The following is a 22,953-nucleotide window of genomic DNA, read 5'->3' as shown; positions in this document are numbered from 1 at the left end:
CACTGAAAACCTTGAGCAAGGCTGAGGCAATGCACACTGAGCACGACTGGATCACCACACCCGTCACCGCGGACATCTTGCGCGGTCACCTCGACGTGGAAACGACCGCACACGGTCTGCTGCCGCATCGGCTGCCCGCTCGGTCTCGACGGCAGATCCCCGACAACCAACTGGCCACGGCCGAGGCCCAGCCCTCCGGCGTGCGGTTGGCTTTCCGCACCCGGGCCACGAACATCGATCTGGACACGCTGCCCACCAAGCGGGTCTACCGAGGTTTTCCGGCCCCGCCCGACGGCGTGTACGACCTGCTGGTCGATGGCCGGCTCGCTGCCCAGGCCACGGTGGCCGGCGGAAACGTGCGCACGGTCACCGACATGGTCACCCAGTCCTCCGAGCTGTCCGAAGGGCCTGTCGGCACCGCCCGGTTCACCGGTCTACCCGCGCATGACAAGGACATCGAGATCTGGCTTCCGCATACAGAGATCACCGAGCTGATCGCCCTGCGCACCGATGCCCCCATCGAGCCGGCGCCGGACCGCGGGCGCAGGGTGTGGCTGCACCACGGCAGCTCCATCAGCCACGGCTCGAACGCCACCCATCCGACTGCCATCTGGCCGGCCCTGGCAGCCGCCCGGGGCGGAGTGGAGCTGGTCAACATGGGGTTCGGCGGCAGCGCGCTGCTCGACCCGTTCACCGCCCGTGCGATGCGGGACACCCCCGCGGACCTGATCAGCATGAAGATCGGCATCAATGTCGTCAACAGCGACGTGATGCGCCTGCGTGCCTTCAGCCCTGCGGTGCACGGATTCCTCGACACCCTCCGCGAGGGGCACCCGACCACGCCACTGCTGATCGTGTCGCCCATCCTGTGCCCGGTCCAGGAGGACACTCCCGGCCCCCTCATGCCCGACTTCGACGGCGGGACCTTGCGGTTCAAGGCCACGGGCGATCCGGCTGAACGCGCCGCCGGGCGCCTGACGCTCAACATCATCCGCGACGAACTCGCCCGGATCGTCGAACAGCGGGCGGCCGACGACCCGAAGCTGCACTATCTCGACGGCCGTGACCTGTACGGGGAGAAGGACTACGCCGAATTCCCGCTGCCAGACGAGATCCACCCTGATCCCGCGGCTCACCGCCGTATCGGCGAGAACTTCGGGCGGCTCGCGTTCGGCGACGGCGGCCCCTTCGCCACCAAGACCGGCTGAGCACATCGCTCCGGTCCGGGGCTGGAGGGCGTGCGTCGCCCGTCGATCCGGCGGAAGTGGTGGGTTGCGGTCTATGATGCCGCCGTCGACCCGGAATTCGGCTCCCGTGAGCCACTTCGCGCGGCCGGATGCGAGGAACGCGATCATTTCTGCCACGTCATCGGGATCGCCGGGCCTGCCCATGGGCACGTTCAGGTGCTCCACGATCTGCTGCTGTACCTCCTTCACGTCAACACCCTGCCGGTCGGCGACGCGCTGGAGGTGCTCGACGGCTCCCTCGGTGGTACGTCGTGTTCCTGGTGTGGATCAGCGCACTGATGCGGGGCAAGTCCACCGCTCCGGGAGGCGCTTCCCTACCCGCTGGGCCTGCTTGATGTCACAGTCATGCCGGAAGTCCTCGCATGCAGTGAGGTTCGGCTGGTTTTCCGGGTCGAGGGAACTCACCGGCAGGCCACCCACAGCGGATCGAACCCGTGGGTTCGCGGGTCCCCGAGGACCCGTGAACCCACAAGTCCACCCCCTGACATCAACGTCCTGCGTGCAGAACTCCAGCAGCCGCCGCGGACTCAGCCCCGGGCCTCGCGGAACCGCTTCACCACCTCGCTCGCGCTCACCGCCAGGACCCCCAGCGCCGCCACGGTGTAGAGGGACTGCGGGGCCTGCCAGCCACCATTGGCGTCGGACAGGAAGGCCGGGTTGAACAGCTCCTGCCGATGCAGGATCCAGATCAGCGGCAGCGCGAAGGCCGCCTCGGCGGCGACGCTCCAGGCCGCCAGCGAAAGCGTCCACACCCGCACCGCCCGGATCGCGTCGAGTGTCACGAGGCCGACGAGCCCGGCCAGGATCGGCCAGATCCACCCCGACCACAGGCCCGGGTCGAGCACGTCGAGGCGTGTGCCACCGTCGGTCTGGTACGGCTGCGCGGTGTGCTGCCAGACGATCAGGACGATCAGCAGCGCGTGCCACGCCACCCGGACGTAGACCGCCGCGCCGCGCTCCTTCGGTACGCCGCGGTCGGGCAGGTCGTCGGGCGTCCAGGTTCTGTCGGCCGCGCCAGGCCGCTTGCCGGACCGCTCGATCAGGGCGAACACCACGGTGAGCCAGGCAATCATCTGGGCGCCGACGGTGAGCACCGCCCCGACGGCCCCGCCGATCACTTCGCCGACCCCCTGGCCGTCCAGGACGTCGAGCGCCGCGCTCAGGGCGGTGACCACCGGCAGCACGGTGGAGAGCAGGACCGTGAGGAGTCGTATGTACGTCGGGTAGAGCGCGGGTCCGATCAGTGCGAGCGGCCGGTCCGCGTACCGGGCAGCGAGCCGGATCGGGGCGCCCATCTCGGTGAGCACCTCGCGCTCCGCGGTCTCCGGGTCGGCCGGTCCGCGCGCCTCGACGGTGTCGGCGATGGTGGCGCGCAGCTCGTCGGCCACGTCGCCGCGCTGGTCGGTCGGGATGCGCCGGACGACCTCCACCACGTAACGGTCGGTCAGTGTGCCGGTGCCGGACGCATGCAAACTACTCAACGGTCCCCCTTGGTCAGTCGTGATATCGAGGCGCCGAGGTCCTGCCACTCGCGCAGCAGTCCGGTGCGGACCCGGGCGCCCTCGGGGCTGACCCGGTAGAACTTGCGCGGTCTGGACTCGTCGGTGTTCCACTCGCTGATGAGCAACCCCTGCTTCTCCAGGCGGCGCAGCAGCGGATAGAGGGTGTTGCCGTCGACGGCGAGCCCGGCATCGCCGAGCGTTTCCAGGAGCGCGTAGCCGTACTGCGGCTCCTCCAGGAGCGCCAGGCAGGCCAGGACGACCGTGCCGCGGCGTAGCTCCTGGGCCTGGCTGAGGATCAGTTCATCGGTGCCCACACACGGCACGATACTGTGCGTCGCACACTAATGTCACCGCGATCCGGTGGCATTTGCGGGAGACTGTCGGGTGCCCACTTCCCGATCGCTTGCAACCTCCGACGAGATACGGTGCGTATCTCGTCGGTCAGTTGAATCTCGCCCTGCGTCGTCCCTGAATGTTCGGGAACGAGCTGGGCTTGCGCATCCTGGTGGATCATCTGCTGTTCGTGGAGTGCCGGCCCGAGGCCTTGGCCGAGCAGCAGCGCGTCCGGGAAGAGCGCGGCGCCTGGTCCAACATCGGCGTCGCGGGCGCGTTCCGCGATCTGATCCCGGACAGCTACTACGAGTACGGCATGGCCTCGGTGTACGCCGAGTTCGCGCACCGCCGCGGCTGGCTCAAGCCCGACCGCGTGCTGGGCTCCGACGAATACGCAGCCTTGCAGGGCTCGGTCCGCCAATGGGCGGGCGAGGACCGCGTGTGGGCGGACGTCGTCGACGAGTTCGGTTCCCCGTCCATGCTGTTCGGCGGGACCAACCCCTTGTATGGCAAGACCCTCGGCTACCTGACTGAGAACCCGGAGGAACCGATGGTGTCCTTCCATCTCTGGAACGACAGTGCTCCGGGAACCGGGCAATCATGGCCACCTGAGCACAAAGAGCCCCTGCTGCTTGCCGTGCGCTTCGGAACGGGACCCTTCCGCCAGACCTTCACCTTCACCCCGGAGGGGCAGCGACGGCTCCCTGTGGTGTAACGCTCAAGATCGGCGGGCTGGCATCCGGCGGATATCCAAGATTCAGCGCGCGGGCGGACGGGCGCGGACCGGCGGACCCGGACATCGGCGTCGCCCTGCTCGTCGCCGCCGAAGTGATGACCCCGCTGTACGTCCTGACGGGCTCCGGCCAGAACGGTGGCCCTCCGGCGTGCTGACGCGAGTAGCACCGGCGGGCACGCTTTTGCGTGCCCGCCCGGGGCGATACCCGGATGACGCTGGGCGACGTACACGGCCCCGGGACTGGCCGGCTCGCATGTCAGGTGATGCGCATTCAGCGGATGCGTCCGGCTACTGATTACCGACTGTGATTGTTGTCGATAATCTTGATCCGACCTCATATCAAGCTGCGAGAGACCAAGGGCGGGGATGCACCGACCGAACGTCATCGGTGACTGGCGCGAGTACGAAGACGACCACGAGGGGGTACGTGTCCGCATCCACTCCTTCAAGAAGGGTGACGTCCCGCCCGAGGGCCGGGACAGCGACGCGCGGAAGCTGAAATATTTCAGCTTCCGCGTCACGGTCGAGAACCGCGCTGAGGAATGGTTCCTGATCGAGCTGAAGCGACGCCACATCGACGTGAGGGTCGGCGAGGACGGCGATTCCGCCTTCATCGACTACAACAGCAAGGAGATCGAGGGCTTCAAGCTCTACCCACTGCGCCGAGCCACAGCAACCTTCTACGCCGCTGCGCCCGCCCGTGACCTGGACGTGGTCGACATCCAGGTCCGCATGAGCATCGACGACGAACTGTCCGCTCCACACGTGTGGGTCGGCGGCGCCGACGTGCCCGAGCCCCCCACCAGCACCTCGGCGAAAGCCGGCCGCGCCAAGGGCTCCCTCGCCGACGAGGTGAGCAAGTTCCTGGAAGGACAAGGGGCCGCTTCGGGAGAAGCCCCCGGCGATTGAGCGGTTCACCGCCCTCGCCCGGCCAACAGCGCGAAGGACATCAACGTGAACGCAGAGCAGCGGAACGCTCGCTACCCGATCGGTACGTTCGCAACGTCCTATCCGGGCGTCCGGCCGGAGGACCCGGTGGCCCCTGTCGGTAAGACCAGCTTGTGATCCGGCCCGGCTCCGGCGGCCCGAGCGGCGTAGGACTTCGCGACCAGTTCCTCCACCAGAGCGCCCTTCGCCGTCGAGTACTCCTGCCTGCCGTCGCTGTCGGCGCGGAACCGCTGTGCGAGGGCCACCTTCAACGCGCTGTAGCGCCGGACTTCATCGGGCCGCTGACGCAGGTAGTCACGGAGCAAGATGTGGTCAAGGTAGGGCTTGGAACCTGCGACCACGCCGTACAGGTGATGTTCGGGAGCCGCAGAAGGGGCTTGAAAGGCCTGCCGCCCCGGAATCCCCAGATCACCTTCGTGCCGGTAACCCTGCCCGGTAAGCCGGGAGATCAGCTCGGGCATGACCGCCCCCTCGGCCACCACGAAGTCAAGGTCGATGATCGGCTTGGCAGCACATCCGGGCACGGCCGTACTTCCGACATGCTCGATGGATACAGGCAGATCCGCGACGTGAGGTGCAAGTCGCTGCCGCAGATCCTGGAATCGCTCAGCCCATCGGGGGTCGTAGTCGCTGACCACGATCATGCCAGTCATGCTGGCAGTCTCCCAGGACCGCCAGGGGCCATCGAATCGCTTCGAGAGTCCCGACTATCGCGTACCGAGTCGTTAAGGGCCGGGACCTGCTGCGGTCGCTGGAGGAACTCGGCCCCTCCGACAGCCCGCACGCGCCCCTCGCCGAGACCTACGCCCTCTACCTGTTCGGCGTGCCGACCTCACCGGAGTCCGTCACGGCCATCCAAGCGCGCCAGCGGCAGTTCGTCCGGGACCTCGCTCCCTCGATCAGCGGGCGCAAGCCGTACACCTACCTGACGCCGGGCGAGACCGGGGCCGACGCCTTCGCACCCGGCGCCCTGGCCCGGCTGCGCGACATCAAGCACCGTCATGACCCGCGCCACACGATCCGCAGCAACTACCCCGTCACGTCCTGACTGCCCGATCGGTCGACGAACAACAGCAACTCGCACGAGAACCCGCACGAGAACTCTCACGAGCAAGGAACACGACAGATGCCTGACATCGGGACTCCGCTGGTCAAGGAGGCGACCGCGGAGGACTGGCCCGCGATGTGGGCGTTCATGGAGGGCATCGTGCGGGCCGGAAGACCTTCTTCTGGGATCACGAGACCACCGAGGAACAGGCGCGGGTGATGTGGTTTCCACCGCCGCCCGGACGCACGTTCGTCACCGTGGGCAGCGGTGGCGAGACCCTCGGGACCGCCAACAGCGTCCGCAATCACCGCGGGGGCGCCTCGCACATCGCGAGTGCCGGCTTCATGGTGGATCCGGCGCACTCCGGGCAGGGCGTGGGACGGGCGCTCGGAACACACGTGCTCGAACAGGCGCGGGAAGACGGGTTCCGGTCCATGCAGTTCAACGCCGTCGTGGAGACCAACACACGGGCGGTCGCCCTCTGGCGCTCGCTCGGCTTCGCGGTCGTGGGGACCCTCCCGGAAGGCTTCCGCCATCCGGTTCACGGATACGTGGGATTGCCCGTCATGCACCGGGCACTCCGAGCGCACCGTGCGCACCGTGCGCACCGTGCGCTCCCGACCGAGCCGGGCCGGACTCCGGAGCCCCGAGCTGACAGAGCTCGAGGAGGCCAACTCCCACACCCCAACCTCTGTGGAACGCTGGGGCGATGATCCCTGATGCACCGAACGACGCGGAGTCACTTGCCGTCGGAGCCCTGGAGTGGCTGCTGAAGGCTGCCCGGGACGTCGGCGACGGCTCGGCCTGGCCGGACACCCTCGCAGACGACCAGGTCACGCCGATTCTGTACAGCGGGACTTCGGGGGTGCTGCCAACCCTCCTCGACGCATGGCGGGACTTCGCCGACCACCGGTACGCGGACGCGGCCCTGCGCGGTGCCCGCAGCGTCGCTGACGCGGTCGAAGACTGGGAGGACAGCGGCCTCTACACGGGGGTGGCCGGAATGGCCGTCGCCCTGCGGGGTGTGCACCGCGTGCTCGGCGACACCGTGGCGGGGGCGTCCGCCGACCGTGCTCTGGACATCCTGCGGTCCCGTTACGACGGCGCAGGGTGGAACGACTGCTTCGAGCTGATCGTCGGCAACGCCGGCATAGCGCTCGCCGCACTGGAGTGCGGAGATCTCGACCTCGCCCAACTGGCCGTCGACCGCTACCTGCACACTGCCGAACCCACCACCGCCGGCGTCCAGTGGGAGATCCGCACCGGCGCGGTCCCCCGCATGCACCACATGTCGCACGGCACCCTCGGCATCGTCTACGCGCTCGCCGCCGTCGGCCGGGCCGCCGACCGCCCCGACCTCGTCGACCTCGCACTGGCCGGCGCCGCCGACGTCGTCTCCCGCAACGACGCCGGCCCGGACGGCTTCCTCGTCGCGCACTCCGACCCACAACAGCAACACGAGAAGATCGAACGCCATAGCTACGGCTGGTGCCACGGCACGGCCGGCGACGCCCAGGCGTTCCGCCTCCTGAGCCACATCCTGCCCGACGATCCCGCCTGGCCCGCCCTCGCCGACCGCTGCTGGCACACACTCGTCAACTCCGGCATCCCACGACGGATCCGCCCCGGCTTCTGGGACAACAACGGCCGCTGCTGCGGCACCGCCGGCGTCCTCGCACTCGCATGCGACCGCCAGGTCGAACGCGGCGACGGCCACGACTTCGCCGACGTCCTCGTCGCCGACCTCGCGGCCCGCGCGACGACCGACGCCAACGGCACCCACTGGTCCAACGTTGAACACCGTGAAACGCCCAGTGACCTCCTCCCCGCCACCGGCTGGGCCATGGGCAACGCGGGCATCATCCGTGAGCTCCTGCGCCACGCCCGCATCACCGCGAACCGCGACCCGCGATACGCGGTCCCCTTCCCGGACCATCCGCCCACTGCCTGAGCGCCTGTTGCGGCTCCGTTCGCCGAACGGTCACCGTGACCGTTCGGCGAACACTTGCGCCCCAAACCCCCTTGTCAGGCAATCGACGAAGAACTGCGGAACACCTGCCGCACCACCATGGTCTGCCGCACCATCATGGTCTGCCTCACCTGACCAATCCCCCACCCCAAACCCGGGCCTACCGGCCTCGAAGCCGACGGCATGGCAACAGACATCCAGCTCGTTGGCAGTCACGTGCCGCCGGAGAGCGCCCCAGCGCCGGCCCTCGGTGGCCTACTCGTGGTGAATGCAGAGGTGGGCAGTCAGGGCCGCGCAGGCCCACTCCTCCCAGGCATCGGGGGACCAGCCCCGGTCGCGGACAAAGATCAGGTACAGCTCCGGGCTGAGCAGCCCGTACAGCAGGTCGGCGGCACGGGCGGTGTCGATGTCGGGGCGGGCATCGGGCTTGGAGGTCAGTGTCTTCGCTGCGGCGTGCTGGACGGTGTAGCGCGGGTCGGGTCCGGCGGGCCACTGCGCGGCGATCTCCGGGTCCGTGGCCACGGCAGCCGCGATCAGCGGCATGATCGGGGCGACACGGCCGAGGATGTCGCGTACACCCCGCACGTGGGCGCGCAGTTGCCCGGCCGCGGTGGGCTCGGCGCACGCGGTGCGGAACCAGTCGCGGTCCATCGTGGCGACCGGTTCGACGTCGCCCGCGATGGACGTGTCGACGACGTCCTTGAACAGGGCGCGCTTGTTGCGGAACACGAAGTACACGGTCTGGACGGCCACGCCCGCGCGATCCGCAACCTCCTGAAGGCTTGTCGCGCCGTACCCCTGCGCGACGAACAGGTCCCGCGCCGCCGCGACGATCTTCTCGCGAGTGCGCCGCGAGCGCTCGGCCCGCTTGTCGGGGCGCTTGGCGTTCTGTCCGTCGGATCCCTTGACCGCATGCATGCCGGGAGTCTATCTCTAGAGTCAGTCACTAGAGTTAGACTCTAATTTCTTGGAGAGGTTGGCGATGAGTGAGACTCGGACGGCTGCGGAGCTCGACCAAGAGGCGGCTGTGCGCCGCGCATTGGAGGACTACTACCGGGACGGCAAGCCGCCGTGGGACAGCGGCATCACGCCGCCCGAACTCGTGGCCCTCGTAGAGGGACCCGGCGCGCTGGTGCCGGGCCGGGCCCTCGAACTCGGCTGCGGCACCGGGACCAACGCGGTGTACCTGGCCCGGAACGGCTGGCGGGTGGCGGCCGTCGACCTGGTCGACCGTGCGGTCCGGCAGGCGAGGAAGAAGGCCGCCGCGGCCGGTGCGGACGTCACGGTGCTGTGCGGGGACGCCACCCGACTCGACGAAGTGGGCGTGCCCGGCCCGTACGACCTGTTCTTCGACCTGAGCTGCTACTGCGGGATTCCACCGCACCGCCGCGACGCCTACGCCGCCGGCCTCACGAGGCGTGCCTCCCCCGGCGCACGACTGCTGATGTTCGGGTACGGGCCCGAGGCGTTCGACGACCCGATCTCCGGCGTCACCGCCGACGAACTCGGCGCCAGGTTCACCGGGTGGCAACTGACCGACGTGACGCCCGGCACGAACCCGGTCCCGACGTTCTGGTTCACGCTGCACCGCACCTCCGCCGCGGCGTGAGAGTTCTGCGAGAGGCCAGAGTGATCACGCCCCCGTACCGAATCGCACCCGAAACAAAAGCGGCTGTCGGCGATCTGCGACAGGCCCGCAAGCTCGGCCCGGCGCGGATCGGCCCGATCAGTGCCACGCGATCTTCACGCCGGGCGGCGACCGGCGCCAGAAGGGCCTGCAGCGGGTCCATCTCTTTCGTACGATCCCAGCCCTGCGGCACCCGGGCAGGACTACCCCTTGCACCCCGAATCCGAAATGAGGAGCACCCCAGCATGACCGATCGCATCCGCGCCATCGAGGGCCTCGCCCTGGTCACCACCCCGACTGGTGTCTTCGACGGAGTCCATCCCACGGCGGACCAGTTCCTGCCGGATGCGCACGACGCGGTGACCAAGGGGATGCACGGCTGGACCGAGGCGGTGGCGGCCTGATTGCGGCGCATGACGATATGAACAACCGCAGGCTGCACGTCAGTTGCAGTCGACGCCGTGCAGTCCGTCCATGACCGGATTGACCTCACTACCGCGGACCGTCAAGGTGCCGCCGTCCCGGTTCCAGCGCAGCTCGTACGTGCCCTCTGCAATGGGGCGGTAGCCGTCATCGGCCTGCCAGGAACCCGACGGCCGCCAGGCAATGCCGGTCGGGCCCACCGCGTACACCTCGCCGCTACCGGCGAACAAGAACGATGTCTCCCGCACAACGGCTGTGCAACCGTGCGGGCCTGTGGGGTGAAGAACGTGGTAATCCGAACTGAGGTCGCCCAACACACCGAACGCACTGCCCAGTCCGGCCACGGCCACCAGCAGGCCACGTATGAATCGTGGCGGAGTCACACGACGCGATGTCGTCCGGTCAGCCTCCGACCGGTGCCGCGCGGCAGCGACTCGCATAAGGACCATTGATACGAAGAGCAGGGTTGCGCTCACTGCCCAACTGGAAATCACGTGACCAAGGACGACGAGCAACATGCTGCTCCAGCCCGCAGCGACGGCGAGGATCAGGCATCCCGTGGCGACGACCGAATACAGGGCTGATCGCGCCACTCGGCTGGTACGACATTGCTCCGTTTCCATCAGCGCACCTTATGGCCTCGCCAACTGGGCTTGGTGGGGAGTGTGGACAGGAATCGCGATGCCGCTGACCAGCTCAACAGGCGGCCGCACCCTGCCGCCGTTTCTCGATCATGAGCAATGCCCGACGGTCGCGAAAGCGGCTCTCGCAGTGGCGCCGGACCTGGTCGACGCGGCAGTGGCTCCCCGTGGCGTGGTTGGGCCGTCACTATGTGCGGGCGAGCAGAGCTCGCCAAGGTCATATGCTCCACAGCATGCCAAGCTCCGACGAGGTGATGGGGTCCACGATGGCGACGCTGACCCAGGTGCTGCATCGTGCCGACGTCAGTGCAAGGTTCGGGCGTTGCCCGGCCGCCGATCTTCAGACGGTGGCTCGGGATCTGCCCTTGTCAGCAGAACTGGGGAGCCTCTATGGGACTTCCGGACCGCTCGACACGGTCAATATCCCCGCCCCGCTCGGAGAGATCACGCTCACCCCTGGTCGGGACCTGGTCTCCTACCAGTCCGGCTATCGCTGGCACGGCAACGACAGGCACCGGCTGAACGAGTGGCCGGACGAGTGGGTGGTCATCGCCGACCACTCAGGAGATCCGTTCATCGCCGACACCGCGGTGCCGGGCACCCGAGTCGGCATCGCAGTTCACGGCACGGGCTCTTGGAAGCCGTTCTGGGTTGCACCTACGCCCGCCGACTTCGTCATGCTGCTGGCTTGCTTCACCCAGGCCTACGTCGTGGAGCACCTCAACGGTCCCGGCGGGGAAGAGGACGACTACGAAAGCTGGCCGCCCGCCTATCACGACCAGCTCGCCGCACTCCTGCGCGGCCGCGCACCCGAAGTCGATGCCACGGCCTTCTTGAAATACCTTTGCCAATAACCCACTTGGCTCCACGTCAGCACTCCGGGGCATCCGGCCCGCCGGGTAGGCGCGCAGCCACAAGGGGCCCCGAATCATTGCTCACGAACTCGTCGGCCCTACATGCGTTGAGAAGGAAGCTCGTAGGCGCACTGCGGCGCGAGGGCGCCGATGCGGTCCGCCACGGACGGCCGTGGGGCCTGCCGTTCCAGGGCCGGGCCCTGCTGGTCGTCACTTACTGGCGCACTAATTTGACTCTGCGCCAGCTCGCACCACTCTTGGGCATCTCGAAGTCCGCTGCTGCCTGGGGCATCGACCAGATCGGCCCCGCACTCGCTCTCCGGCCCCGCAAACGGTTACCAGGTGGTCATCGACGGCGACAGCCACCTGGTCGTCCTGGTCGGGCGACCACTCCCCCGGCAACCGCAACGACTGCAAGGCATGGGCGGAATCCGGCGCCAAGGCCGCCGTGGGTCACACGGTCACCATCGCCGACGGCGGCTACCAGGGCACCGGGCTCGTCATCCCGCACCGCCGTGAGAGAGGGCGGGCCGAACTTCCGGCCTGGAAAGAGGCGCACAATCGCTCGCGCAAGCAAGTCCGAGCCCGTGTCGAGCGCATATTCGCCCGCATGAAGAAATGGAGATCCTGCGCGACTGCCGCCTCAAAGGCGACGGCGTCCACCACGCCGTCCTCGGCATCACCCGCTGGCACAACCTTGCCCTCGCCGGACAGAGACGACGACCACGCTCAGGCAAATCCGCCGGCCACGCCCGCCGGCGGAGGTGGCGTGGTGCGCGCCCACGTGATCCGACGCGGCGGCCCGGAACGCCTCCATCAGTGCGCACCCCGGATACGTCCCGAATACTGCGTACTTCCAGCGGTAGTAGCAGGACCAGTAGCTCACCACGCGCCGCTCCGTGCGCGCGAAGAAGGCTGGATTCGCGCGATGAACTCCCCATAGAGCCTGCGCTGGGCCGAGCCCGGGACAGCGAGGCCGACAAGCCCCCGCCCTATCACGTCAAGGATCTCCAGCACGTACTCGCCGGCCAGCTGCACCACGAACGGGGCCACCCATGGTTCCCTCGACGCCAGGACGGCGTTCCACCCGCGTCGAGCGGAAGGTTCTGCTCGGCCGGGGAGACATTCTGCTGGTGACCTGCGACCCGGTTCAGCCGAACGTCTTCTACCCGCGCAGTCCCGAGGTGGACACCTGGAGTCTGCAAATCCTTCAGCGCCAACCGGGCCCCACCGCAACGCACTTCTCATGACAGGGAGCGGGTGAGCCATACCAGTTCGCCACGGTCATCCGTCGATACGTGGTCGCGCGTGAACCCGAGCTTGTCCAGGACGCGGAATGACGGCGCGTTCCAGGGACGCACCGTCGACCAGAGCCGCTTCCGTCCGGTCGCGATCGCGGCGTCGAGCACCGCGGAAGCCGCCTCGGTCGCGTAGCCCTGTCCATGTACCCGCCGGAACAACTCGTACGCGATCTCGGGCTCATCGACGGAAGCCCGACCGACAGTGAGCCCGCAATACCCGATGAAGTCGCCCACATCGCGGCGGATGACGGCCAGCAGAGCAATGCCTGTCAGTGCCGACGCAGCGCGCTCATCCTCGATCATCTGCCGGTTGTGCTCGATCGACGGCATGCCGTTGCCCCGTTCGGCGACGAGCTCGCGGTGGGCGTCGGCGTCGGACTCGGTCCATGGACGCAACATCAGCCGGGCGGTTTCGAGTTGGGGCGGCATCGGCGAATACGGCACGGCGACAGTCTATCGACACCGCCCCGGACCTGACCGGATCAACTGAGATCTGCGGTCTGTGCTGAGATCTGCGGTCTGGCTCGATGACCCGATTCCACGCGTCTTGCCCCATCCGGTCCGCGCAGGTCAGGCGATCTGCCCGACACCGGGCGCCGGCTGGGTACTCCCGTGCCCGGCGACGTCCTGGAGCCGTCCGCAACGCCCTGCGCCGGGAGTCCGCGCGGTACCGCGACCGGTCTCACCAAGGTTCAGGTACCGGGGGCTGCTATCGCTGCGGCGGGGCCGCGTTGAGAGCGGGGGGTTTTGTCGCCCACGCGCTTGGGGGCGATGGTGCGGGGATCGACGGCTTCGCCCGGGGCGCCTTCGTGGTACGGCCCGTCGGGGTTGGCGTCGCGGTCGTGCGGGAGGAGGAAGAAGACGCGGCGGAGCTGGAGGCCGCTGTCGGGGTCGGCTTCGGCTTGGGCGTCGAGTTCGGTGTAACCGACCATGCGTCCGTCGCGTTCGTAGCGGGGCTTGCCGCGGCGGCGGGCGGTCTTGTCGAGCGCCTGGCGTACGTAGTCGAGATCGTCGGGGTTCTCCAGCCACACCACGGCGCTCTCGTGGCGGAGGTCGCCCTCGTTCAGCAGCGAGCTCATGGCTGCAGCCCCTTTTCGTTGTCGATGGCCAGTTGCGGGCCTGGGTTGATGTGGTGAGCACGATCCCTGGCGGGGGCACCGTACTCATGGTAGGCCGGGTTGGCGGGTGCGCGTCGGGCGCTCCGGTCAGGCACGGCCGGCCTGCGGTTCGTCGTCGGTGAGAAGTCCGAGGCCGGGGTAGTACTTCTTGCCGCTGGACTTCATCATGTCGGCGGGTGAGGCGAGGGAGAGTTCCTGACGCACGCGGGTGGCGAAGGCGCGGGCGGTGGCGGGGCGGATGCCCTCACCGGCGCTGCACCAGCTGCTGTACGTGGCGTACAGCAGGCCTTGTTCGACGCGGAGGTCGGCCGGGCCACGTTCGGCGACGCGGTCGCCGTTGTCAGTGGTGCAGCACTCGGTGAGGAAGCGGCCGATGTGGTCTTCGGTGGTGGCGTAGGCCTCGGTGGCGATGCGGACGGTCGCGGGTCCGGCGAGAGGGTCGCGGGTGTCGAGGTAGAGCTGGGCACCTTCGATGAGCCACTGCAGAATGCCGGGCCCCTCGCTCTGGACGAGTTCCTTGGCCAGGTTGTCGATCTTGCGAGCGGCGGGTACGACGCGTTCGAAGGGGATCAGGCGGATCCGACGCCAGAAGGCGTGGCCACCGGTGCCGACTTCAGGGCGGTGGTTGCCGAGCAGCCAGAGTTTGTGGGTGGGGTTGAAGCTGAAGAAGTCCTGGCGCATGCGGCGGGCCATGATGCGGTCGCCGCCGGTCAGGAGCTTGACCCGGGATTCGTCGAACTTGTCGTTGGGTTTCAGTTCGGAGCACACGACGATGCGCCGGCCGTGGAGTTCGGTGAGTTCGGTGGAGTGCTCGGAGAACTTGCCCTTCTCCATGAGGAAGCCGGGCGGGGCGGCCTGGGCGTAGTCGCCGAGGATCTGGGTCATGACGTCGAGCAGCACGGACTTGCCGTTGGCGCCGGTGCCGTAGAGGAAGGGCAGGACCTGGGCTCCGACGTCGCCGGTGACGGAGTATCCGAGGAGCAGGTGGAGGAAGTGGATGGTCTCCTCGCCCTTGGCGTCGTCGCCGAAGGTGTCGTGGAGGAAGCGGTGCCAGCGAGGGGTGGGCATCGTCTCGGGGGCGACGCTGGTGGCCCGGGAGTGCATGTCGGCTTCGGGGTCGGGCTTGTGGAGGTGGCCGGTATGGAGGTCGACGACGCCGGCCGGGGTGCACAGGGCGTAGGGGTCGCCGTCCAGGACGTCGGGGTCCAGAGCGAGTGCCGGGGAGGCTTTGGCTTGGGTGAGCATGGCCTTGATACCCGGGGTCGACATGGAGCGTCGGCGGTGGGAAGCGAGCTCGCGGTTGGTGAACTGGCCGGTCGGGTCGGTGGCGGGCATCTGCTCGGCCAGATCACCCGCCGCCCATACGGCGGCCTTCTCGCCTCCGGTGCGCTTCCAGCGGTACTGGTCCCAGTGGTACCAGCCAAGGCCTTCCACGTGGCGGAACTGATCGCCGAACATCACCGCGAACAGCTTGGCGTTGCCCCGGTCGGTGAGCAGCCCGGGGAGCCGACCCGACTGCGCCGATGGCTCGTGGACGGCCGTGGTGGCGGCCCTCTGCTGGGCGGGCAGGCTGGGGTGTTCCGCCTGGACTTCGAGATCGAGCATCTGCTGCGCTGCGGCAGTGGCGTCGAAGCGCGGGCTGTCGGCGCTGCTCATGGGCGTCCTTTGAGATGGAGCGGCCGGCTTGCGCCGGCGGACAGGGCAGAGGTGATGACGGAAAGGCTGTGGCGGCTGCGATGCGGCCGAGCAGCGTCGGCGGCCGCGGTCAGCAGTTCGCGTGCCTGGCTGTCGGTGAGGTGGCCGGAGGCGATCAGGCCGCCGGCGGTGTAGGCGGCTCGGTTGAGTTTCTCGGTGAAGGCGGTGCCCTCGGTGGCGGCCGCGCAGTCCAGCACCTGGCCGAGCAGCGGTTCCAGGAGCTGGTGGGCGCGCTGACGGGCTGGGCGCAGGGAGCTGGGGCGTGGTGGCGGAAGCTGGGCGGGCCGGTGGTCGACCAGGTGGCCTGTGCGCTGGAGTTCGCTGGCGAGCCAGTCGGGCAGGGTGGCGGGGAGCCGGGCTGCGCCGACCGGGCTGTATGTGCCGGCGGAGGTGCGGGTGGCGGGGGTCACGATGTAGCCGCCGGTGGACCGGACATCGACCTGCCAGGCGAGGGCGGCCTTCGGGCTGGAGCCCACGGAGGAACGGTAGCGGGGGCCTTCAGGGGGTGTCCGGTACCAGACGTGCAATCCGCCCGACGGAGTTCGCACACGCAGGGTGGAATCGTCGTCTGCTGGGCTTTGCCGGCTGCGGAGGGCGGCCAGCAGGGCGAGGGTGTCGAACCCGGAGGCAAGGCCTGCCAGGTTGACGCTCTCGTGGATCGGGATGCCGGGCAGGAGCCGGTTCCGGTCGGGAACTTCGGCGCTGTGGGCATCGATGTCGAGGACGACAAGGCCTGCCGGTCCACAGGAGACTCCGACACCGAGCGCGGGGTTACTCCCCCACCAGGCGTCCAGGAGAGCAAGGTTCGTGGTCGCAGCGTGAAAGCCGTGGCACCACCGGCCTGCGGAATGGCAGGGACAGTCCTGCGGCCTGTGGGGCTCGTTGCGGCACGTCGGGCAGTTGGCGGCCGGGGTCTTACGGCCTGGGGCCAGCGGGTGCACCGGCCAGCCGTTTCCGGCGCACCAGCGGGCAACGTCGTAGGGACTGGCGGTTCCCGTGGAGCGGGGAACGCTGGTCTCACTTTGACGCGGCACGCTGATCGTCCTTGCCGAGGGGCTAATAGCCTGTTCAGTCCCTTCGGCAAAAGACCAGGTCACAGCGCTGTTACCGTCAGGCAAGGGACCGAAGGGACTGAGTTTCCAATGAGGTCAGAGCCTACATCAGCGGTCTGGGCACGGGCGAAGCCGTTTCCCGACTTGGGTCCCTTCAGTCCCTTCGCCACCTGGGGAGTTGGGGCGCCTGCTCCTTGGACAAGCAGCTGATCAGGCTGGCCAGCCGGGCGTGTCGGTCCTGGCTGGGCCGTGAGGGACTGAACAGGGACTGAGGGCCTGGGCGCCTTTGGGTCCCTGTTCAGTCCCTCACGGAAAAGCGCAGGTCACAAGGCTTTTGAGGCTCGACCGAGGGACTGAAGGGACTGAAAGTCTCAGTTATGAACAGCTCAGGACAGAAGACCCTTCTCTTGCGCGTCCGCATGTACGCACACGCGTAATGACTGGAACAGGGATTTTCAGTCCCTTCAGTCCCTTCGGTCCCCTGTCCAGCCAGAGCAGATGTCTCTGACCTGCGCTTTTGTCGAGGGACTGAACGAGGGACTGAACAAGGGACTCAACGAGACCGATCTCCCTACAGGCCTGATCCCACGTCACAGGATCGGCTTGTGGTCGACGGGAAGAGTTCTCCGCCGCTGCCACCAGCCGGCGCAGGATCGTTGGGTCGGGAGCGTCTGCCGGATGACCGACCACGTCGTTGTCCCGAACCGGCTCGGTAGCCGAGGCCCCGCCCGAGGCCGTTCACCGCTCGGGGTGAACATGGCCCCACCTACAGGGTCTGGAGCGCCGAACACCAGCCCCGGATCTCGGTCCAGTAGCAAACTGACGCTCCCAACCTTCCTCTGCATCAGGGAGATGTTCGAATGACCGGACCGACTTCCGCGCCCGAACGACGGACGGGGCGCTGCCAGTGCGGCGACATCGCTTACGAGGTGACCGGCACTCCGGACGATCCCCATCTGTGCTCCTGCGAGCACTGCACGCTCCTCTCCGGCTCACCGGCGATGTCGTGGGTCGTTTTCCGCAAGGAGGAACTGACGTGGACCGGCTCCGGAGGCGAGCCGGCCTGGTATGCGACCTGGCCGAGCCTGCACCGCGGCTTCTGCCCGCGCTGCGGGACCCACCTCGTCTCCGTCGCGGACGACTCTGCCGCGATCATGGTGACGACCTTCAGCCTCGACGAGCGGGGCGGCCTGGAGCCTGTCGGGCACAGCTTCCGCCAAGTCGCCGTACCGTGGATGACCATCACCCTCGCCCCCGATCCGCTTCACCAATAGGGCGGCCCAGGCCGTTCCCCGGCGAACAGGAATAGACCGCTGGTACGGCCGAGGACATCCGAGAATGCCCATCGGCACCTGTGGTGTCCCTCCGGAGCGTCTTGAGTTCGCTGGACGGTTGGCTGCCCTCGGACGGGCCGTCGAGGGCGCGAGGGCCTCGTGTGCCCGGGTGCCCTCGCGTCGGATTTGTGCGCAGCGAGGGCGAGGGTCTGCGCCCTCCATGGCTCAAGGACTCAATCGGCTCGGCTTCACACCCGCGGGTCGACCGGTGTGAGTACTCCGAGTCGGTCCTCGATCGCCTGGGCCGCGTCCAGGCACAGGTCCTCCCGGAACGCGCGCCCGACGACCTGCACCCCGGAGGGGAGCCCATCGGCCATCCCGGTCGGTATGGCCACACCGGGCACGCCCACGAAGCTGGTGACGGTGCACAGGCGCATTCCTGACCCGACCCGTTCCCTGCCCGCCCTGTCACGTGATTCCAGCCTCGGCTCGACCGGTGGTTCGGTGAAGACCGGGCCGAGCAACAGCGGGTATTCGTCGAGGAATTCGGCCCATGAGAGGCGGATGCTCATCCAGGTACCCATCAGCTTCATGAACTCGGCCGCGCTTGCGGGCGGGGTCTGCTCCATCGCCATCTCGATATAGCGGTCGCCGCCCTTGCCGAGCAGCTTGCGCACCATCGGCCAGTTCGGGGCGAACCCGGTCACGGTGATCCGGCCGTACGCCTCAAGGGCCTCGTCCATCCGCGGTACGTCTGTTACTTCGCGCACGTCGTATCCGGCGTCGCGGAGCGCGTCGGCCGCGGTCGCGACGGCCCCGTGGATCGTGGGGTGGACGCCGTGCCCGCCGGGGTCCACCACAACCGCGACCTTCACCGGCCCGGCGAGCGGTTCGCCGTAGGCGGGCACCGGCACGGCCCGTGGATCTCGCGGATCGGTTCCGGCCAGCACCTCGTAAGCAAGCCGAAGATCGCCCACGCTCCGGGCCATCGGGCCGTCGGTGACCAGGATCTGGGATGCCGGGCCGGGGTCGTCCGGGCCGAGAATACGGTGGTCGGCGGGGAACCGGCCCGTGGACGGCTTCAGCCCGGCCACACCGCAGAACTGGGCCGGGACGCGCACCGACCCTCCAGAGTCGTTGCCGAGCCCGAGTGCCGCCATACCCGTGGCAACGGCCACGGCGTCTCCCCCGCTGGTGCCGCCCGGGGTCCGGGTGCTGTCCCACGGGTTGACCGTGTCGCCGAACAACTCGCTGCGCGTATGCATCCCTGCCAGGATCAGGGTGGGGATGTTGCTGTGTCCGATAGGGATGGCCCCGGCTGCGCGCAGCCGGGCCACCGGGGGTGCGTCGGCCGATGCCACCAGATCGCGGAAGCGCTCCGTGCCGAACGTGGTCGGCACGCCTTCGATGGCGGTGCTCTCCTTCACCGTGAAGGGCACGCCCGCGAGCGGTCCCAGCGTTTCACCGGCGGCCCGTCGACGGTCCATCTGTGCCGCGGCCTCTTGCGCGCGCTCCGCCAGGAGCTGCGTGACCGCGTTCACCTGCGGATTGACCTCGGCGATGCGGTCCAGGTGACTGTCGACCAGTTCGGCAGCCGAGACTTCTGCGCTGCGCACGGCCTCCGCCTGCGCGGCGGCCGACATCTTCCACAGAGCGTCCTGCATGGCTCTTCCTTCCTCATCCACGTACCAATGCGCTTGCATCGGAACCGTACCCCTGGAAGCGATGCGAGCGCATCGAATAAAGTGCACTGCGAAGCAGAGCGCTGTGAAACAAGGAGGCGACCGGGCATGCCCAGGCAGGTGGATCACGTGAGTCGACGCGGCCTCATCGCCGAGGCCGTGTGCGACCTCGCCGACGAACGCGGACTGGAGGGCGTGACCCTTCGGGACGTCGCCGCCCGCGCGCAGGTGTCGATGGGGGCGGTTCAGCGGTGCTTCCGTACCAAGGAAGAGATGCTCGTGTTCGCTCTCGGGCACATCAGCGAGCGGGTCAACGAGCGCGTACGGGCCCGCCTCGTCAGGAGCCCGGCCCAGTCGGCGGGCACCGTCCTGGGCCACGCGGCCGCTGAAATCTCACTGCTCCGGGAAGAGCACCGAGCCGAGGCCAGGGTCTGGCTCGCCTTCGCCGCGCAGGCAGCTGTCAGCCAGGCGCTCGCAAAGACGCTCAAGGCGAACTACGCAGCCCTGCAAGAGGCGTTCACCCACCTCATCTCGGAAGCCGGTGAGGACGCCGACTGCGCCGTGCCCCTCGATCCACAACTCGAGGCCCGCACCCTCCTCGCCCTCGCGGACGGCCTCACCACGCACGTCCTCATCGGCCACCTCACCCCGCAAGAGGCACACAACGTCCTCCACACGCACCTGGCCGGGCTCTGGGAGCGGCCGGCCAAGCCTCCGCACGCCATCTCGAACCTCCCGAACCGTCCAGGCGGACGCTGAGTCAGCGTCCGCCATCAGGGGCGGCGACCGCGGGCCGGCGACCTCTTCACGGGCTTGGATCCCGCCGGCCAGGCCGAGGCCATCAGCACCGGCCGCCCGTACGTTCTGCGCGTCACCGTGAGCTGACCTGATGACCGGCCGCGACCACCGGTGATTCCGGCTACGCCATGGGCGCCGATGATGTCCCGCGGAGGTGCTAACGCCGTTAGCACCTCCAACAACTAACGCGAGATCAGCTGAAAACGCGCGATTCGTTGTCGCTTGAGCGGACTTCGCGGCAGTAAGCTGCCGCCATGTCATCTCTCAACACAGGAGGTGAGCGGGAGAAGCTGGTCTCCAAGCTGCCCGCATCCCTCCGACAGGCCCTCAAGGTCCGCGCGGCCCAGCTCTCCACCGATGTCCAGGATGCCGTCACCGCCGGTGTGCAGCTCTGGCAGTCTCAGAGTTCTCCACTCCCCCACATTGAGACAGCGGGTGCGGAATCCTTCGGTACCTGGCTTCCCGAAGGGCTTTACGACTCCTTCAAGGGCGACTGCCGCCAGCGAGGCGTCTCCTACATCCAAGGTCTTGCCCAGGTAGTGGCTCTGTGGTTGGAGCGGAACCCCGCCGGCGAAGACACCGCTTCCGTACGCCGGATCGTGGTGTGCAACCAGAAGGGGGGCGTCGGTAAGACCGCGGTGTCCGCCGGTGTCGCCCAGGCATTCGCCGAACGCGGCAGCCGCGTCCTCCTCGTTGACTATGACCCGCAAGGCCACCTCTCGCACCAGCTCGGCCTCAAGGCCATCCCAGCCGGTCAGGAAAGCCTCGTCACCCACATGCTCAACCGTGACGACACCCGGCAGTCCCTGATCGACCTCACCGTCGTCATACAGGGCGCCAAGTTCGGTGACCGGCTCCGTGTTCTGCCGGCAGCCTTCGACGCCTTCCTCCTCGACTCCGGACTCACCGTCTTCCGCGGCCCCCGCCACGCCGCTCTGGAACGTGCCCTGGCTTCCATCGAGGAACACTTCGACGTCATCGTCGTCGACTCTCCGCCCAGCCTCGGCCTGGCCATGGACGCAGGTCTCGTCTACGGCCGGCAGCGTGACGGCGAGAAGCCCGGCGCCTCTGGACTCATCATCCCCGTCGAAGCCGAAGACACTTCCGCCCAGGCCTACGGCATGCTCATCAACCAGGTCGGATCGCTGACACGGGACTACGACATCACCGTGGACCAACTCGGACTCGTCGTGAACAAGTACGACTCCCGACGCGGTTTCATCGCCACGTCCTCACTCGACAAGTGGAAGGCGCTCGGCAGCCCGCCTGTGCTGTCGGTCATCCCGGACGTCAAGGAACAGCGCGAAGCCGTTCGCATGCAACGCCCGCTCCTCGACTACGCCCCCGAATCCGACCAGGCCCACAGCATGCGGCAGATTGTCCGGGGGCTCGCATGAAGAAGTCAGACGCTCTCGGAGCATCCGCCACCTTCGATGCCGTCAGCCAACCCATCAGCAGCCGCGCCGCGTCCTTCGCCCGATACGCCGGACAGGGCGATGACCCCGCCCCGGCCATTGGCGCCGAAGCCCAGACCACCTCACCGCGGCTGGCCGTCACACAGCTGGCCCACAACCCGTTCAATCCCCGGGAAGAACTCAGAGCCGTCGAGGACATGGCGGACAGCCTCACCGCGCGAGGCGTCATCCAGCCCCTCACCGTCGTGACCCGTGCCGCCTTCCTCAGCGCACACCCTGGACACGACACCGAACTCGGTTCCGCTACACACGTCGTCGTCGACGGAAACCGTCGCCTGGCCGGCGCCAAGCTGGCCGGCCTCGACGACGTGCCCGTCCATATCGACAACTCCCTCGCGGAAAGCTCCGACACTCTCCTGGAGACGGCCCTCACCGCGGCCATCCAGCACGAGAGCCTCGATCCGCTGGACGAGGCCAAAGCGCTGGAACGCCTCGTGGAAGTCCACGGCTCGCAGCGTGCGGTCGCCCGTGCCCTTGGAAAGTCCAGCCCCTGGGTGACCCAGAGACTCGCACTGCTGAAGCTCACCCCCGACCTCCAGCAGGCCGTGGAAGACAAGAGCCTGCCAGTCGAAGTCGCCCGCAACGTCGGACGGCTGCCGCCACAGCAGCAACAGCGTGCAGCCGACGAAGCCCTGACGGCTCGTGCCGAACGTCAGCAGCGACGGCGTGGTCGGGGTGCTAACGGCGTTAGCACCCCGACGACTACGGAGCCGGTTACCGGTACTCCCCCGACCATGGAGCCGGTTACCGGTACTCCCCCGACCATGGAGCCGGATACTGGTACTCCCCCGACCATGGAGCCGGATACTGGTACTCCCCCGACCACGGACGGGACCGAGCAGTCCAACGACGCAGGGGCGACGAACACCGATGTCGAACTCCCCGCGCCTCGCAAGGCCGTAGTGAAGATGCCGTGGCTGGACGGGGAAAAGGTGGCCGACATCGTGATCGAAAAGATGGGGGAAAAGCAGCGGGAAGTCCTCCTGCAGAGACTGATCAAAGCGCGCACGGCGTCCGGGGCATAGCGGAAGCGTCTGCATCACAGATGGGCGGGGCCGGATGAGTTCGGCCCCGCCCATGCTCCGGCACCAACCGCAGGGCGCACGCGCATGGAGCTGATCGGAATCCTTGGGCACGATTCTCAGCCGAGGCGGTGAGCCCACCGGGACTGGCCTCGGCGTCCTCACAGGATCTCTACCGCAACGCCGGAGGCTCGCGTGCGGTGTCCCT

22 protein-coding genes and 3 pseudogenes are annotated in these 22,953 nt (G+C 68.2%); 14 read left to right on the top strand and 11 right to left on the bottom strand.

Annotated elements, in window-relative coordinates; all coding sequences use genetic code 11:
* The first annotated feature begins 29 nt into the window (after window positions 1-29).
* On the top strand, window positions 30-1,208 hold the full coding sequence (locus tag ACFVX4_RS25140; RefSeq protein WP_389981031.1) for a GDSL-type esterase/lipase family protein: 1,179 nt from the start codon (window positions 30-32) through the stop codon (window positions 1,206-1,208).
* Between the two features lie 72 nt (window positions 1,209-1,280).
* Here the strand turns inward: ACFVX4_RS25140 and ACFVX4_RS25135 are convergent.
* From ACFVX4_RS25135 to ACFVX4_RS25125, 3 genes and pseudogenes are all read right to left on the bottom strand, one after another.
* Window positions 1,281-1,490, bottom strand: a pseudogene (locus tag ACFVX4_RS25135) (SDR family oxidoreductase); the annotation flags it as partial.
* 284 nt (window positions 1,491-1,774) lie between these two features.
* The gene (locus ACFVX4_RS25130) at window positions 1,775-2,728 is read right to left on the bottom strand and encodes a hypothetical protein (RefSeq protein WP_389981029.1); all 954 of its coding nucleotides are present in this window, start codon (window positions 2,726-2,728) and stop codon (window positions 1,775-1,777) included.
* Complete coding sequence (locus ACFVX4_RS25125; protein ID WP_351267891.1) at window positions 2,725-3,063, bottom strand: PadR family transcriptional regulator; 339 nt, start codon at window positions 3,061-3,063, stop codon at window positions 2,725-2,727. The genes ACFVX4_RS25130 and ACFVX4_RS25125 overlap by 4 nt, the downstream gene beginning before the upstream one ends.
* A gap of 179 nt (window positions 3,064-3,242) precedes the next feature.
* Between ACFVX4_RS25125 and ACFVX4_RS25120 the strand changes: the two genes are divergently transcribed.
* Both ACFVX4_RS25120 and ACFVX4_RS25115 read left to right on the top strand, forming a co-directional pair.
* Window positions 3,243-3,797, top strand: a complete 555-nt coding sequence (locus ACFVX4_RS25120) for a hypothetical protein (protein ID WP_389981027.1) — start codon at window positions 3,243-3,245, stop codon at window positions 3,795-3,797.
* Window positions 3,798-4,184: 387 nt separating this feature from the next.
* Window positions 4,185-4,727 carry a hypothetical protein gene (locus tag ACFVX4_RS25115; protein WP_389981025.1) on the top strand — a complete coding sequence of 181 codons (543 nt, stop codon included), beginning with the start codon at window positions 4,185-4,187 and terminating at the stop codon, window positions 4,725-4,727.
* Window positions 4,728-4,825: 98 nt separating this feature from the next.
* Here the strand turns inward: ACFVX4_RS25115 and ACFVX4_RS25110 are convergent, their stop codons facing one another.
* Window positions 4,826-5,419, bottom strand: a complete 594-nt coding sequence (locus ACFVX4_RS25110) for a GrpB family protein (protein WP_389981023.1) — start codon at window positions 5,417-5,419, stop codon at window positions 4,826-4,828.
* A 170-nt stretch (window positions 5,420-5,589) separates the two neighbouring features.
* Between ACFVX4_RS25110 and ACFVX4_RS25105 the strand changes: the two genes are divergently transcribed.
* The 3 genes and pseudogenes from ACFVX4_RS25105 (at window position 5,590) to ACFVX4_RS25095 (ending at window position 7,765) form a co-directional block, all read left to right on the top strand.
* Window positions 5,590-5,814 (top strand): hypothetical protein, encoded by a 225-nt coding sequence (locus ACFVX4_RS25105; RefSeq protein ID WP_389981021.1) that lies wholly within the window; start codon window positions 5,590-5,592, stop codon window positions 5,812-5,814.
* A 78-nt stretch (window positions 5,815-5,892) separates the two neighbouring features.
* A pseudogene (locus tag ACFVX4_RS25100) lies at window positions 5,893-6,395 on the top strand (GNAT family N-acetyltransferase); the annotation flags it as partial.
* A 128-nt stretch (window positions 6,396-6,523) separates the two neighbouring features.
* The gene (locus ACFVX4_RS25095; protein WP_389981019.1) at window positions 6,524-7,765 is read left to right on the top strand and encodes a lanthionine synthetase LanC family protein; all 1,242 of its coding nucleotides are present in this window, start codon (window positions 6,524-6,526) and stop codon (window positions 7,763-7,765) included.
* A gap of 273 nt (window positions 7,766-8,038) precedes the next feature.
* Here the strand turns inward: ACFVX4_RS25095 and ACFVX4_RS25090 are convergent, their stop codons facing one another.
* A complete protein-coding gene (locus ACFVX4_RS25090; protein WP_389981017.1) occupies window positions 8,039-8,701 on the bottom strand; it encodes a TetR/AcrR family transcriptional regulator in 663 nt (220 codons plus the stop codon).
* Between the two features lie 64 nt (window positions 8,702-8,765).
* Between ACFVX4_RS25090 and ACFVX4_RS25085 the strand changes: the two genes are divergently transcribed.
* Entirely contained in the window at window positions 8,766-9,392 is a 627-nt protein-coding gene (locus ACFVX4_RS25085) for a methyltransferase domain-containing protein (RefSeq protein ID WP_389981015.1), read from the top strand.
* Between the two features lie 263 nt (window positions 9,393-9,655).
* Window positions 9,656-9,814, top strand: a complete 159-nt coding sequence (locus ACFVX4_RS25080) for a hypothetical protein (protein WP_389981013.1) — start codon at window positions 9,656-9,658, stop codon at window positions 9,812-9,814.
* 39 nt (window positions 9,815-9,853) lie between these two features.
* Here ACFVX4_RS25080 and ACFVX4_RS25075 read toward each other — a convergent pair whose 3' ends face one another.
* Complete coding sequence (locus tag ACFVX4_RS25075; RefSeq protein ID WP_389981011.1) at window positions 9,854-10,063, bottom strand: hypothetical protein; 210 nt, start codon at window positions 10,061-10,063, stop codon at window positions 9,854-9,856.
* A gap of 644 nt (window positions 10,064-10,707) precedes the next feature.
* On the opposite strand from ACFVX4_RS25075, the gene ACFVX4_RS25070 reads away from it, so the two are divergent.
* The gene (locus tag ACFVX4_RS25070) at window positions 10,708-11,328 is read left to right on the top strand and encodes a hypothetical protein (protein ID WP_389981009.1); all 621 of its coding nucleotides are present in this window, start codon (window positions 10,708-10,710) and stop codon (window positions 11,326-11,328) included.
* A 116-nt stretch (window positions 11,329-11,444) separates the two neighbouring features.
* A pseudogene (locus tag ACFVX4_RS25065) lies at window positions 11,445-12,039 on the top strand (transposase); the annotation flags it as partial.
* Window positions 12,040-12,572: 533 nt separating this feature from the next.
* Here the strand turns inward: ACFVX4_RS25065 and ACFVX4_RS25060 are convergent.
* The 4 genes from ACFVX4_RS25060 to ACFVX4_RS25045 all read right to left on the bottom strand — a co-directional run bounded on the left by ACFVX4_RS25060 (window position 12,573) and on the right by ACFVX4_RS25045 (window position 16,476).
* Window positions 12,573-13,058, bottom strand: a complete 486-nt coding sequence (locus ACFVX4_RS25060; RefSeq protein WP_389981083.1) for a GNAT family N-acetyltransferase — start codon at window positions 13,056-13,058, stop codon at window positions 12,573-12,575.
* Window positions 13,059-13,321: 263 nt separating this feature from the next.
* A complete protein-coding gene (locus tag ACFVX4_RS25055) occupies window positions 13,322-13,708 on the bottom strand; it encodes a DUF6009 family protein (RefSeq protein WP_389981007.1) in 387 nt (128 codons plus the stop codon).
* Window positions 13,709-13,834: 126 nt separating this feature from the next.
* Entirely contained in the window at window positions 13,835-15,403 is a 1,569-nt protein-coding gene (locus tag ACFVX4_RS25050) for a phage/plasmid primase, P4 family (RefSeq protein WP_389981005.1), read from the bottom strand.
* Window positions 15,400-16,476, bottom strand: coding sequence for a bifunctional DNA primase/polymerase (locus tag ACFVX4_RS25045; RefSeq protein WP_389981003.1), 1,077 nt, complete (start codon window positions 16,474-16,476; stop codon window positions 15,400-15,402). The genes ACFVX4_RS25050 and ACFVX4_RS25045 overlap by 4 nt, the downstream gene beginning before the upstream one ends.
* Before the next feature lie 878 nt (window positions 16,477-17,354).
* Here ACFVX4_RS25045 and ACFVX4_RS25040 point away from each other — a divergent pair.
* Window positions 17,355-17,768 (top strand): GFA family protein, encoded by a 414-nt coding sequence (locus tag ACFVX4_RS25040; protein WP_389981001.1) that lies wholly within the window; start codon window positions 17,355-17,357, stop codon window positions 17,766-17,768.
* A gap of 248 nt (window positions 17,769-18,016) precedes the next feature.
* Here ACFVX4_RS25040 and ACFVX4_RS25035 read toward each other — a convergent pair whose 3' ends face one another.
* The gene (locus ACFVX4_RS25035; RefSeq protein WP_389980999.1) at window positions 18,017-19,432 is read right to left on the bottom strand and encodes an amidase; all 1,416 of its coding nucleotides are present in this window, start codon (window positions 19,430-19,432) and stop codon (window positions 18,017-18,019) included.
* 126 nt (window positions 19,433-19,558) lie between these two features.
* Here ACFVX4_RS25035 and ACFVX4_RS25030 point away from each other — a divergent pair, with 126 nt between their 5' ends.
* The 3 genes from ACFVX4_RS25030 (at window position 19,559) to ACFVX4_RS25020 (ending at window position 22,748) form a co-directional block, all read left to right on the top strand.
* Window positions 19,559-20,209 (top strand): TetR/AcrR family transcriptional regulator, encoded by a 651-nt coding sequence (locus tag ACFVX4_RS25030; protein WP_389980997.1) that lies wholly within the window; start codon window positions 19,559-19,561, stop codon window positions 20,207-20,209.
* A gap of 293 nt (window positions 20,210-20,502) precedes the next feature.
* Complete coding sequence (locus ACFVX4_RS25025; RefSeq protein ID WP_389980995.1) at window positions 20,503-21,645, top strand: ParA family protein; 1,143 nt, start codon at window positions 20,503-20,505, stop codon at window positions 21,643-21,645.
* Window positions 21,642-22,748 carry a ParB/RepB/Spo0J family partition protein gene (locus ACFVX4_RS25020; RefSeq protein ID WP_389980993.1) on the top strand — a complete coding sequence of 369 codons (1,107 nt, stop codon included), beginning with the start codon at window positions 21,642-21,644 and terminating at the stop codon, window positions 22,746-22,748. The genes ACFVX4_RS25025 and ACFVX4_RS25020 overlap by 4 nt, the downstream gene beginning before the upstream one ends.
* Window positions 22,749-22,953: the final 205 nt, after the last annotated feature.

The organism is Streptomyces sp. NPDC058240 (assembly GCF_042882135.1).
GTDB lineage: Bacteria > Actinomycetota > Actinomycetes > Streptomycetales > Streptomycetaceae > Streptomyces.
The sequence above is the reverse complement of the archived record's forward strand: the minus strand, read 5'-3'. Positions and strand labels throughout refer to the sequence as shown.